Source organism: Roseateles sp., from assembly GCF_047654785.1.
Lineage (GTDB): Bacteria > Pseudomonadota > Gammaproteobacteria > Burkholderiales > Burkholderiaceae_C > Pelomonas.
Genome location: NZ_JASGKQ010000003.1, coordinates 42,190 through 54,154 on the forward strand (window position 1 = coordinate 42,190; position 11,965 = coordinate 54,154).

At 68.4% G+C, this 11,965-nt stretch carries 17 protein-coding genes; 16 read left to right on the top strand and 1 reads right to left on the bottom strand.

The annotated features are described in order from the left end of the window. The first annotated feature begins 42 nt into the window (after positions 1-42). From QM788_RS09310 to QM788_RS09335, 6 genes are read left to right on the top strand one after another with little or no spacing between them, the layout of a single operon-like run. On the top strand, positions 43-960 hold the full coding sequence (locus QM788_RS09310; protein ID WP_415661215.1) for an ABC transporter ATP-binding protein: 918 nt from the start codon (positions 43-45) through the stop codon (positions 958-960). Then, on the top strand, positions 957-1,799 hold the full coding sequence (locus tag QM788_RS09315) for an ABC transporter permease (RefSeq protein ID WP_415661216.1): 843 nt from the start codon (positions 957-959) through the stop codon (positions 1,797-1,799). The genes QM788_RS09310 and QM788_RS09315 overlap by 4 nt, the downstream gene beginning before the upstream one ends. Next, the gene (locus tag QM788_RS09320) at positions 1,792-2,028 is read left to right on the top strand and encodes a BolA family protein (protein ID WP_415661217.1); all 237 of its coding nucleotides are present in this window, start codon (positions 1,792-1,794) and stop codon (positions 2,026-2,028) included. The genes QM788_RS09315 and QM788_RS09320 overlap by 8 nt, the downstream gene beginning before the upstream one ends. Continuing rightward, complete coding sequence (hisG, locus tag QM788_RS09325; RefSeq protein WP_415661218.1) at positions 2,025-2,681, top strand: ATP phosphoribosyltransferase; 657 nt, start codon at positions 2,025-2,027, stop codon at positions 2,679-2,681. Before QM788_RS09320 ends, hisG begins: the two co-directional genes overlap by 4 nt. Then, positions 2,678-3,982, top strand: coding sequence for a histidinol dehydrogenase (hisD, locus tag QM788_RS09330; RefSeq protein WP_415661219.1), 1,305 nt, complete (start codon positions 2,678-2,680; stop codon positions 3,980-3,982). The genes hisG and hisD overlap by 4 nt, the downstream gene beginning before the upstream one ends. Positions 3,983-4,008: 26 nt before the next feature. Further along, positions 4,009-4,245, top strand: a complete 237-nt coding sequence (locus QM788_RS09335) for a stability determinant (protein WP_415661220.1) — start codon at positions 4,009-4,011, stop codon at positions 4,243-4,245. A gap of 99 nt (positions 4,246-4,344) precedes the next feature. Here the strand turns inward: QM788_RS09335 and QM788_RS09340 are convergent, their stop codons facing one another. Beyond that, positions 4,345-4,743, bottom strand: a complete 399-nt coding sequence (locus tag QM788_RS09340) for a hypothetical protein (protein WP_415661221.1) — start codon at positions 4,741-4,743, stop codon at positions 4,345-4,347. 1,398 nt (positions 4,744-6,141) lie between these two features. On the opposite strand from QM788_RS09340, the gene QM788_RS09345 reads away from it, so the two are divergent. From QM788_RS09345 to QM788_RS09390, 10 genes are read left to right on the top strand one after another with little or no spacing between them, the layout of a single operon-like run. Further along, the gene (locus tag QM788_RS09345) at positions 6,142-6,381 is read left to right on the top strand and encodes a CopG family transcriptional regulator (protein ID WP_415661222.1); all 240 of its coding nucleotides are present in this window, start codon (positions 6,142-6,144) and stop codon (positions 6,379-6,381) included. An 8-nt stretch (positions 6,382-6,389) separates the two neighbouring features. Next, entirely contained in the window at positions 6,390-6,842 is a 453-nt protein-coding gene (locus QM788_RS09350) for a PIN domain-containing protein (RefSeq protein ID WP_415661223.1), read from the top strand. After that, positions 6,832-7,905, top strand: coding sequence for a histidinol-phosphate transaminase (gene hisC / locus QM788_RS09355; protein WP_415661224.1), 1,074 nt, complete (start codon positions 6,832-6,834; stop codon positions 7,903-7,905). Before QM788_RS09350 ends, hisC begins: the two co-directional genes overlap by 11 nt. Further along, positions 7,902-8,501 (top strand): imidazoleglycerol-phosphate dehydratase HisB, encoded by a 600-nt coding sequence (hisB, locus tag QM788_RS09360; protein WP_415661225.1) that lies wholly within the window; start codon positions 7,902-7,904, stop codon positions 8,499-8,501. The genes hisC and hisB overlap by 4 nt, the downstream gene beginning before the upstream one ends. Next, positions 8,498-9,145, top strand: coding sequence for an imidazole glycerol phosphate synthase subunit HisH (hisH, locus tag QM788_RS09365; protein ID WP_415661226.1), 648 nt, complete (start codon positions 8,498-8,500; stop codon positions 9,143-9,145). The genes hisB and hisH overlap by 4 nt, the downstream gene beginning before the upstream one ends. 7 nt (positions 9,146-9,152) lie before the next feature. Then, on the top strand, positions 9,153-9,899 hold the full coding sequence (gene hisA, locus QM788_RS09370; RefSeq protein WP_415661227.1) for a 1-(5-phosphoribosyl)-5-[(5-phosphoribosylamino)methylideneamino]imidazole-4-carboxamide isomerase: 747 nt from the start codon (positions 9,153-9,155) through the stop codon (positions 9,897-9,899). A 1-nt stretch (position 9,900) separates the two neighbouring features. Beyond that, positions 9,901-10,662, top strand: coding sequence for an imidazole glycerol phosphate synthase subunit HisF (gene hisF, locus QM788_RS09375; RefSeq protein ID WP_415661228.1), 762 nt, complete (start codon positions 9,901-9,903; stop codon positions 10,660-10,662). Beyond that, complete coding sequence (rsmD, locus tag QM788_RS09380) at positions 10,662-11,213, top strand: 16S rRNA (guanine(966)-N(2))-methyltransferase RsmD (protein WP_415661229.1); 552 nt, start codon at positions 10,662-10,664, stop codon at positions 11,211-11,213. Before hisF ends, rsmD begins: the two co-directional genes overlap by 1 nt. Next, the gene (gene coaD / locus QM788_RS09385; RefSeq protein ID WP_415661230.1) at positions 11,210-11,710 is read left to right on the top strand and encodes a pantetheine-phosphate adenylyltransferase; all 501 of its coding nucleotides are present in this window, start codon (positions 11,210-11,212) and stop codon (positions 11,708-11,710) included. Before rsmD ends, coaD begins: the two co-directional genes overlap by 4 nt. 1 nt (position 11,711) lies before the next feature. Beyond that, on the top strand, positions 11,712-11,963 hold the full coding sequence (locus QM788_RS09390; protein ID WP_415661231.1) for a YfhL family 4Fe-4S dicluster ferredoxin: 252 nt from the start codon (positions 11,712-11,714) through the stop codon (positions 11,961-11,963). Positions 11,964-11,965: the final 2 nt, after the last annotated feature.

The window sequence follows — 11,965 nt, forward strand, 5'->3', positions numbered from 1 at the left end:
GCGATCGGCGCGCCCGGGCGGCCCCTCCTAGAATCGCGCGCCATGCCGCATGCCTCCCCGCCCGCCATCGCTTTCGAGAACGTCAGAAAAACCTACCGGGGCGGGCAGCTGAAGGCGCTGGACGGCGTGAGCTTCGACATCCGGCGCGGCGAATTCTTCGGCCTGCTCGGCCCCAACGGCGCCGGCAAGACGACGCTGATCAGCGTGCTCGCCGGCTTGGCCCGCGCGACCGAAGGCCGCGTGCGCGTGATGGGCCACGACGTGGTGGACGACTACGCCGCCGCGCGCCGGCAGCTCGGCGTGGTGCCGCAGGAGCTGGTGTTCGACCCCTTCTTCAGCGTGCGCGAGGCGCTGCGCATCCAGAGCGGCTACTTCGGCGTGGCCGGCAACGACGACTGGATCGACGAGCTGCTGCACCACCTCGGCCTGGCCGACAAGGCCGACGCCAACATGCGCCAGCTCTCCGGCGGCATGAAGCGCCGCGTGCTGGTCGCGCAGGCGCTGGTGCACCGGCCGCCCGTCATCGTGCTGGACGAGCCCACGGCCGGCGTGGACGTGGAGCTGCGCCAGACGCTGTGGCAGTTCATCGCCCGGCTCAACAAGGAAGGCCACACGGTGCTGCTGACCACGCACTACCTCGAAGAAGCCGAGGCGCTGTGCCAGCGCATCGCGATGCTGAAGGCCGGCCGCATCGTCGCGCTGGACCGCACCTCGCAGCTGCTGGCCGGCACGGCGTCGACCATGCTGCGCTTCAAGACCGACGCCGCGCTGCCGCCCGATATCGCGGCCCATGCGCGCGTGACCGGCCGCATCGTGCAGGTGACGGCGCACGACGCCGCGGAGGTGGAGGCCACGCTCGCGGCGCTGCGCGCGGCGGGCGTGCCCGTCGAGGACCTGGAGATCGGCCGCGCCGACCTGGAGGACGTGTTCCTCGACATCATGCAGGGAGAGGCCGCATGAACGGCGCGTCCACCCTTTTCAAGAAGGAAGTGCTGCGCTTCTGGAAGGTCGCCTTCCAGACCGTCTGCGCGCCGGTGCTGACGGCGGTGATGTACCTGCTCGTCTTCGGCCACACGCTGGAAGACCATGTGAAGGTCTACGACACGGTCGGCTACACGCAGTTCCTGATCCCCGGCCTGGTGATGATGAGCGTGCTGCAGAACGCCTTCGCCAACAGCTCGTCCAGCCTGATCCAGAGCAAGATCACCGGCAACCTCGTGTTCCTGCTGCTGGCGCCGCTGTCGCCCGCGGCCTGGTTCGTGGCCTACGTGGGCGCGGCCGTCGTGCGCGGGCTGGCGGTGGGCGCGGGCGTGCTGCTCGTCACCGCGTGGTTCGTGCCGCCGGGGCTGGACAACCTCGGCTGGGTGCTGGCCTTCACGGTGCTGGGCGCCGGCCTGATGGGCACGCTGGGCCTGATCGCCGGCCTGTGGGCCGAGAAGTTCGACCAGCTCGCCGCCTTCCAGAACTTCATCGTCATGCCGATGACCTTCCTGTCGGGCGTGTTCTATTCGGTGCACTCGCTGCCCGGCTTCTGGCAGGGCGTCAGCCACCTGAACCCGTTCTTCTACATGATCGACGGCTTCCGCCGCGGCTTCTTCGGCGTCAGCGACGTGTCGCCGTGGCTGAGCCTGGGCGTCGTCGCCGGCAGCTTCGCGGCGACCGCGGGCCTGGCGCTGGTGCTGCTGAAGCGGGGCTACAAGAATCCGTTCCTGAAGCCTGCTTTGCGCAGCCCCGAAGCGGGGCCGCGCGAACCCTTCCTAGAATCACGGGTTTCTCCAGCAGGAGCCCGTGATGGCTGATCCGACCCCGCAACAAGTGCGCGATTTCATTGCCGCAGGCCTGGCCTGCGCGCACCTGGAAGTCGAGGGCGACGGCCGCCATTTCTTCGCCACCATCGTCTCCAGCGAGTTCGCGGGCCTGACGCGCATCAAGCGCCACCAGCGCGTCTACGCGGCGCTCGGCGAGCGCATGCGCGAGGAGATCCATGCGCTGTCGATGAAGACGCTGACGCCGGAGGAATGGCAATGAGCGGCCTGACGCTGGCGCTGTCCAAGGGCCGCATCTTCGAGGAGACGCTGCCGCTGCTCCGCAGCGCCGGCATCGCGGTGCTGGAAGACCCCGAGACCTCGCGCAAGCTCATCCTGCCGACCAGCCGCGAGGGCGTGCGCGTCGTGCTCGTGCGCGCCAGCGACGTGCCCACCTATGTGCAGTACGGCGGAGCCGACCTCGGCGTGGCCGGCCGCGACGTGCTGCACGAGCAGGCGCTCGCCCAGGGCGGCTCGCACGGCCTGTACCAGCCGCTGGACCTGAGGATCGCCCGCTGCCGCATGAGCGTCGCGGTGCGCGCCGACTTCGACTACGCCGCCGCCGTCAAGCAGGGCTCGCGCCTGCGCGTGGCCACCAAGTACACCGAGATCGCCCGCCAGCACTTCGCCGACAAGGGCGTCCACGTGGACCTCATCAAGCTCTACGGCTCCATGGAGCTGGCGCCGTTGACCGGCCTGGCCGACGCCATCGTCGACCTGGTGTCCACCGGCAGCACGCTGCGCGCGAACCGGCTGGTGGAGGTGGAGCACATCATGGACATCTCCTCGCGCCTGGTCGTCAACCAGGCCGCGCTGAAGCTCAAGCGCGACCTGCTCCGCCCCCTCATCGACGCCTTCGCGTCCGCCGTCGCATGATCCGCCAGCTCAGCACCGCCGCCGCCGACTTCGCCGCCGAGTTCGAGCGCCTGCGCCACTGGTCGGCGGAGACGGACGCCGCCATCGAGGGCCGCGTGGCCGACATCCTCGCCGACGTGCGCCGGCGTGGCGATGCCGCCGTGCTGGACTACACCGCCCGCTTCGACCGCGTGCAGGCCGCGAGCGTCGCCGCGCTGGAGATCGGCCAGCCCGAACTGCAGGCCGCGCTGGCCGCCATCACGCCCGCGCAGCGCGACGCACTGCAAGCCGCCGCCCGGCGCGTGCGCAGCTATCACGAGCGCCAGCTCGACGCCTGCGGCCGCAGCTGGAGCTACCGCGACGAGGACGGCAACCTGCTCGGCCAGAAGGTCACGCCGCTGGACCGCGTCGGCGTCTACGTGCCCGGCGGCAAGGCCGCCTACCCGAGCAGCGTGCTGATGAACGTCATCCCCGCCCACGTGGCCGGCGTGCAGGACATCATCATGGTCGTGCCCACGCCCGACGGCGTGCGCAACCCGCTGGTGCTGGCCGCCGCCGCCGTGGCCGGCGTGCACCGCGTATTCGCCGTCGGCGGCGCGCAGGCCGTCGCCGCGCTGGCCTACGGCACGGCCACGATCCCGCGCGTGGACAAGATCACCGGCCCCGGCAATGCCTACGTCGCCTCGGCCAAGAAACATGTGTTCGGCCAGGTCGGCATCGACATGATCGCCGGCCCGAGCGAGATCCTCGTCATCGCCGACGGCACGACGCCGCCGGACTGGGTGGCGATGGACCTGTTCAGCCAGGCCGAGCACGACGAACTGGCGCAGAGCGTCCTGCTGAGCCCCGACGCCGCCTACCTGGACGCCGTGCGCGCCAGCATGGAGCGCCTGCTGCCCGCCTTGCCGCGTGAGGCCACCATCCGCGCGTCGCTGCAGGGCCGCGGCGCGCTGATCCTGACGCGTTCGATGGAAGAGGCCTGCGAGATCAGCAACGCCATCGCGCCGGAGCACCTGGAGATCAGCGCCGACCAGCCGCAGCGCTGGGAGCCGCTGCTGCGCCATGCCGGCGCGATCTTCCTGGGCGCCTTCACCAGCGAAAGCCTGGGCGACTACTGCGCCGGCCCCAACCACGTGCTGCCCACGTCCGGCACGGCGCGCTTCTCGTCGCCGCTGGGCGTGTACGACTTCCAGAAGCGCAGCAGCCTGATCGAGGTCAGCGAGGCCGGCGCGCAGGGCCTGGGCCGCATCGCCAGCGAACTCGCCCACGGCGAGGGGCTGCAGGCGCACGCGCGGGCGGCGGAGTTGAGGCTCAAACGCTAGAGTCGGGCTCTTCCAGGAGTGATCGCATGACCACGGTTCTCGACCCCCGCGGCTCCGAGTTCGAGACTGACGAACAGGCCGCCCGCCACGACCTCTGGTTCCGTACCAAGGTACAGGAGGCCATCGACAGCCAGAAGCCGCGCCTGCCTCACGACGAGGCGATGGCCCGCGTCGATCGCCTGCTGGAAGCACGCAGGCGGCAGCATCATGCTGCCGGATGGGGCCCCCGCGCCGTACATGGCGGCTGTAGATTTGAGACCTGACCCCGGCGCTGTGTGACCCCGGCGCTCCCGGGGAGAGCCTATACCAGCATGTCGAGCGCTGCGTTCATGAAATCGCCCTGGAGATTTCCTGAATCCACCCTACGCGCAAGAATTCATGATTCTCACAGTCATATCATTAACAACGTTTCCATCGACGTTGGTTGAAAATTTCTGCGGCAGAGAGAATATGCCAATTAATTTATCCAAGCCATTTTTTTTCAATTTTTTGTCCTTGTGCAACTGAGCAGTTACCGCATGGATAGCGGCAACCTCATTTGCGTCGAACTTATTTGGAAATTGAATCGCGGCCACCTTGTAGGCTCCAAACGACAACAGTTCACACTGCGTGGCATCGCGCTTTAGAAGATCAAGGGCTGCCGTTTCGCCAGCCGCGCTTCCAAGCGCCTCGGCCTCGGGCGTTAGCCACCAACGCGCAGCCGCACCGCGCACCCCTCCTTCCATGGCCTTCCTCAACATCGGTTCGTATTCTGCTTTCATGGAATGGTCGAGTTCCTGACACATTCGTTCAGCAGATTCGATCGGAGACATATATTCAGCCAGTGGCTTCGGCGCGGCTCGAACGCCACGCTCGTGGATCTTCGCCAGGGCCGCCTGCGATGCGCCAGCAAGGGATCTACACCTATAAATAGCTTCAGCCGCTATGAATGCATCCTGAGGCAAACCAGATTGCCGGGCTACCTCGACCGCTCGACGCGGATTAAGTGGAAGTGGTGGAGGCACACTTTGGCGAACTGCGTCAGACGCTGCCATCTCAGCCGCTGCCGGTAATCCATCTGCCGAGGTTCCAGCGCCCATTGCGCTCAGCCTGCGGACTGCAGGTGGCTTCCTCGCTCCGCCGCCCTCTGCCCAATAGTGCACAGCGAATACTGCAGCAGCCAGAGCAATACTGAGCACGAAGAATGTCCGCACTATACCAATTTTCACAGCCACAAACAATTCCCCAGGAGATGACAACAACCAACCTTATTGCTGATCAGCAAACTGCCTCAGAAAATCATTCATGACGGGTGCCAGCCAATAAAGTCACGGCTGCAGGCCTCTATGAGAGGGGCTGCGGCTGGGATCGCCTGAAGGGCAGGACGGTGGTTTTACTGAGGCAACTCGCCGATCAGGACGATCAATCGCATGATTCCACCCAGCATGTAGCGAGATTTCCGTAGCACTCGTCCACACTCTCAATATAGCTTTCGCTAACGTAGTCAAAACACGAACTCTGAGCCCACCAAACCATGGCGCAAAACCGCCTTCCAGTCTCTCTGGAATTCTCCGCCTCCTGCAAGCAAGCATCGTAGCCATTATAGCACGACAACGGCGCCGACTCCTGGGGAATACCATTCACACACCTGATCGCCAAGCTTGGCGTCGATGCCAACGCAAGGGCGACGGAAATTGTTGTCAGTGCGCACGGCTTGTTCATGTACATGTCCGATGTTAAATATTGCACAACCGCGCACACCAATTAAAATTGTCCACCCCAGTTAATTGGGGTGGCCGGCCAAGTAGAGCGCGCGAGCATCGAAGGCGCATTCCAGCGATGCCCAGAGATAATATCGACCCTGCAATTGATTTGACACTGCTCAATCTAAGCGTTTTCCCTTGCATGTGAATATTCATTCGCGACGCGCGGGGGCTCGGCACAGGGGTCACGGCGCACGGCACCAGCACGGCACGGCACCAGGGTCTCAAGTCTCCACCCCTGACCACGCCCATTCGTCAGGCGGCACCCCCTACGCAAGGCACATCCGAGCCGCATCGTCCACCGCGTCGGCGCGACCGCCATCGAGGTGCTGCGCATCCGGCACGCCCGGCAGCCGTACCCCTGAGTTCACGTAACACGAAGTTCGTGCAACACGAACTTCGTGTAACCTCCGGCCGATGAAGAACGTCACCGTCTCCATGGACGATGCCGTGGCCGAGTGGGCACGGCTGGAAGCCGCGCGGCGCAACACCAGCGTGTCCCGCCTGATCGGCGAGATGCTGGCCGACAAGATGCGGCACGACGACGCCTACGAGCGCGCGATGCGCGAGGCGCTCGAGTGGCGTAGCTGGGGCAAGGCCAGCGGCCCCTACCTGAAGCGCGACGAGATGTACGACCGCAGCAAGCCGCGCGAGTGATGCCGGCCATGCGCACTGTCTTCGTCGACACGAATGTGCTGCTGTATGCCTTCGACGACACCGACCTCGCCAAGCGCCAGCGCGCCCGCGACTGGCTCGCTGCCTGTTGGACGCGCCGTTGCGGCCGCGTCAGCACGCAGGTGCTCAACGAGTTCTACGCCAACGCCCGCAAGCGCTTCGCCACGGCCATCTCTGCGGGCGATGCGCGTGCGGAAGTGCGGCGCTACCAGGCGTGGCATCCCTGGCAGATCGACCAGCCCACCATCGAGACAGCCTGGGCCGCGGAGAGCCGCTACCAGCTCAACTACTGGGACGCGCTGATGGTGGGCGCTGCCCAGCATCTCGGCTGCGCCATCCTGCTGACCGAAGACCTGCAGCACGGCCAGCGCATCGACAAGCTGACCCTCCTCAACCCCTTCCTCGCCGGCCCGGACGTGCTGGACGCACCCCATGACGACTGAACAGGCCCTGGCCACCATCCGCCCCGACGTGCGCGCGATGCACGCCTACGCCGTGCAGCCCAGCCACGGCCTGCTGAAGCTGGACGCGATGGAGAACCCCTACCGCCTGCCGCCCGAACTGCGACAGCAGCTCGGCGAGCGCCTGGCCGCCGTCGCGCTGAACCGCTACCCGGCCGAGCGCACCGCCGAGCTGGCGCGCGCGCTGGCGCGCCATGCCGGCGTGGGCGACGAGGTCGGCGTCACGCTCGGCAACGGCTCGGATGAACTCATCGGCCTGCTCAGCATCGCCGTCGCCCAGCCCGGTGCGGCCGTGCTGGCGCCGGTACCCGGCTTCGTCATGTACGAGGCGTACGCGCGCCAGCAGCGGCTGGATTTCATCGGCGTGCCGCTGCGCGCCGACGACTTCCAGCTCGACGAGCCCGCGATGCTGGCCGCCATCCGTGAGCACCGGCCCGCGCTGGTCTTCCTGGCCTACCCGAACAACCCGACCGCCACGCTGTGGGACGCGGCCGTCATCGAGCGCATCGTGCAGGCCGCGCCGGGGCTGGTGGTGATGGACGAGGCCTACCAGCCCTTCGCCTCGCGCGACAGCCTCGCGCTGATGGCCCGCCACCCGCATGTGCTCGTCATGCGCACGATGAGCAAGTTCGGCCTGGCCGGCGTGCGCATCGGCTACCTGCTCGGCGCGCGCGACGTGGCGGACCAGGTCGAGAAGCTGCGCCCGCCGTACAACATCAGCGTGCTGAACGCCGAGGCCGCGCTGTTCGCGCTGGAGCACGCCGGGGTCTACGCCGCCCAGGCCGCCGAACTGCGCCGCGAGCGCGAGCGGCTGTTCGCCGCCTTGCAGGCGCTGCCCGGCGTGCGGCCCTGGCCCAGCGAGGCCAACATGATCCTGGCCCGCGTGCCCGACGCCGCCGCCACCTTCGCGGCGCTCAAGGCGCGCGGCGTGCTCATCAAGAACGTGTCGGCCCTGCACCCGCTGCTGGCCAACTGCCTGCGCTTCACCGTCGGCGCGCCCGACGACAACACCCGGCTGCTGGCCGAACTGCCCCACTGCCTATGAGCACGCCCCAACGCATCGCCGAAGTCACCCGCAACACCCGCGAGACGCGCATCACCGTGCGCGTCAACCTGGACGGCACGGGCCAGTCCAAGCTGCACACCGGCATCGGCTTCTTCGACCACATGCTCGACCAGATCGCCCGCCACGGCCTGATCGACCTGGACATCCACTGCGAGGGCGACCTGCACATCGACGGCCACCACACGGTCGAGGACGTGGGCATCACGCTCGGCATGGCCCTCGCGCAGGCCGTGGGCGACAAGGCCGGCCTGACCCGCTACGGCCACAGCTACGTGCCGCTGGACGAGGCGCTGTCGCGCGTCGTCATCGACCTGTCCGGCCGGCCGGGCCTGCACATGGACGTGAACTTCACCGCCGGCAGCATCGGCGCCTTCGACACGCAGCTCGCCTTCGAGTTCTTCCAGGGCTTCGCCAACCTCGCGCTGGCGACGGTCCACGTCGACAACCTGAAGGGCCACAACGCGCATCACCAGTGCGAGACGATCTTCAAGGCCTTCGGCCGCGCGCTGCGCATGGCGACGACGGCCGACCCGCGTTCGGCCGGCGTGATCCCGTCGACGAAGGGCTCGCTGTGACCCGCACCGTTGCGGTCGTCGATTACGGCATGGGCAATCTGCGCTCCGTGTCGCAGGCCGTCATCCATGCCGCCGAAGGCCAGGGCTTCGACGTCGCCATCACCAGCGACCCCGCCGTGGTGCGCGCCGCCGAGCGCATCGTGCTGCCCGGCCAGGGCGCGATGCGCGACTGCATGCGCGAGCTGGCCGACTCGGGCGTCAAGGACGCCGTGCTCGAAGCGGCGCGGAACAAGCCGCTGCTGGGCGTCTGCGTCGGCATGCAGATGCTGCTCGACCACAGCGAGGAGCAGGACACGCCGGGCCTGGGCCTGATCCCCGGCCGCGTGCAGCGCTTCCGGCTCGAAGGCCGGGTGCAGCCCGACGGCAGCCGCTACAAGGTGCCGCAGATGGGCTGGAACCGCGTGCACCAGGCGCGCGCGCACCCGGTCTGGCAGGGCATCCCCGACGAGAGCTGGTTCTACTTCGTGCACAGCTTCTACGCGGCCACCGACCGGCCTGAGCACAGCGTCGGCGAGGCCGACTACGGCCTGCGCTTCACCTGCGCAGTGGCCCGGGATAATATTTTTGCGACCCAGTTCCATCCCGAGAAAAGCGCCGCCCTCGGGCTGAAGCTCTACCGCAACTTCCTCCACTGGACGCCTTGACCGAGCCATGCTGCTGATCCCCGCCATCGACCTGAAAGACGGCCGCTGTGTCCGCCTCAAGCAAGGCGACATGAACGACTCCACCACCTTCGGCGACGACCCCGCCGCGATGGCGCGCCGCTGGCTCGACGCCGGCGCGCGCCGGCTGCACCTGGTGGACCTGAACGGCGCCTTCGCGGGCAAGCCGGTCAACGAGCCGGCCATCAAGGCCATCATCAAGGAGGTGGGCGACGAGATCCCGATCCAGCTCGGCGGCGGCATCCGCGACCTCGACACCATCGAGCGCTACCTCGACGACGGCCTCAGCTACGTCATCATCGGCACCGCCGCCGTCAAGAGCCCCGGCTTCCTGAAGGACGCCTGCAGCGCCTTCGGTGGCCACATCATCGTCGGCCTGGACGCCAAGGACGGCAAGGTCGCCACCGACGGCTGGAGCAAGCTCACCGGCCACGAGGTCGTCGACCTGGCGAAGAAGTTCGAGGACTACGGCGTCGAAGGCGTCATCTACACCGACATCGGCCGCGACGGCATGCTGACCGGCATCAACATCGACGCCACCGTCAGGCTCGCGCAGGCGCTCACCATCCCCGTCATCGCGTCGGGCGGGCTCTCGGACATCGCCGACATCGAGCGCCTGTGCGCCGTCGAGGGCGAGGGCGTCGAGGGCGTCATCTGCGGCCGCTCCATCTACACCGGCGCGCTCGACTTCGCCGCCGCGCAGGCGCGTGCCGACGCGCTGCGGGTGGACGCCTGACGTGCTGGCCAAGCGCATCATTCCCTGCCTGGACGTGACGGCGGGCCGCGTCGTCAAGGGCGTCAACTTCGTCGGCCTGCGCGATGCGGGCGACCCGGTGGACATCGCCGCCCGCTACAACGAGCAGGGCGCCGACGAGCTGACCTTCCTCGACATCACCGCCACCAGCGACGGCCGCGACCTCATTCTGCCCATCATCGAGGCGGTGGCCAGCCAGGTCTTCATCCCGCTGACGGTCGGTGGCGGCGTGCGCTCGGTGGCCGACGTGCGCCGGCTGCTGAACGCGGGCGCCGACAAGGTGTCCTTCAACTCGGCCGCCGTCGCCGAGCCCGAACTGATCCGCGCGGCCAGCGACCGCTACGGCGCGCAGTGCATCGTCGTCGCCATCGACGCCAAGCGCCGCGCCGACGGCTCGGGCTGGGACGTCTACACCCACGGCGGCCGCAAGAACGTCGGCCTCGACGCGGTCGCGTGGGCGAAGCAGATGGCCGAGTTCGGTGCCGGCGAGATCCTGCTGACCAGCATGGACCGCGACGGCACCAAGAGCGGCTTCGACCTCGCGCTGACCCGCGCGGTCAGCGATGCCGTGCCCGTGCCTGTCATCGCCTCGGGCGGCGTCGGCTCGCTGGACGACCTGGCCGACGGCATCACGCAGGGCGGCGCCGACGCGGTGCTGGCCGCCAGCATCTTCCACTTCGGCCAGCACACGGTTGGCGAGGCGAAGGCACTGATGGCCGCGCGGGGTATTCCGGTACGCCAGTAATGGGTGAAGTGAGGATCATCGGCGGCCGGTGGAAGCGCTCCAGGCTGCCCGTGCCCGATGCGCCCGGCCTGCGACCCACGTCCGACCGCATCCGCGAGACGCTGTTCAACTGGCTGGGCCAGACGCTGGACGGCTGGCGCGTGCTGGACGCCTTCGCCGGCAGCGGCGCGCTGGGCTTCGAGGCCGCGTCGCGCGGGGCGGCCGAGGCCGTGCTCGTCGAGCGCGACGCGAAGCTCGCCGCCGGCCTGCGGGCCAGCGCGCAGCGCCTCCAGGCCGCCACGATCACCGTCCACGCGGCCGACGCGCTCGCGTGGATGCGCGCCGCGCCGCGCGGGGCGTTCGACCTGATCCTGCTCGACCCGCCGTTCGCCGACGACCTGTTCGACCGCGCGCTCGCCGCCGCCGCGCCGCTGCTGGCCGGGGGCGGGCTGCTCTACGTCGAGTCGCCGCGCGAGGTCGCGCCGCCGGCCGGGTTCACGCGCTGGCGCGAGGGCCGCGCCGGGGCCGTGTACTACCAGCTGCTGCGCCGCGAGGACAATCCGGCCCCATGACCTCGCGCACCACCATCACCGCCATCTACCCCGGCACCTTCGATCCCATCACGCTGGGCCACGAAGACCTGATGCGCCGGGCCGCCGGCATGTTCGAGCGGCTGGTGCTGGCCGTCGCCGTGGGCCACCACAAGAAGACGCTGTTCTCGCTGGACGAGCGCCTGGCGATGGCCCAGGAGGTGGCCGCGCCGCTGGGCAACGTCGAGGTCATCGCCTTCGACGGCCTGCTGCGCGACTTCGTGCGCGCCAACGCGGGCCGTGTCGTCGTGCGCGGCCTGCGCACCGGCGGCGACTTCGAGTACGAGTTCCAGATGGCCGGCATGAACCGCAAGCTCATGCCCGAGGTCGAGACCATCTTCCTGACGCCCGGCGAGCGCCACCAGTACACCTCCAGCACCTTCGTGCGCGAGATCGCCACGCTGGGCGGCGAGGTGGCCGAGTTCGTGCCGCCCGGCGTGCTGGCGCGGCTGCGGGCGCGCTGCGGCACCGGAGCGTGACATGGCGCTGATGATCACGGACGAATGCATCAACTGCGACGTCTGCGAGCCCGCCTGCCCGAACCAGGCCATCTCGATGGGCGAGGAGTTCTACCAGATCGACCCGGGCAAGTGCACCGAGTGCGTCGGCCACTTCGACGAGCCGCAGTGCGTGATGCTGTGCCCGGTCGCCTGCATCCCCATCAACCCGGCGCACATCGAGACGCGCGAGACGCTGATGCAGAAGTACCAGCGCCTGACCGCCGCGGCCTGAGC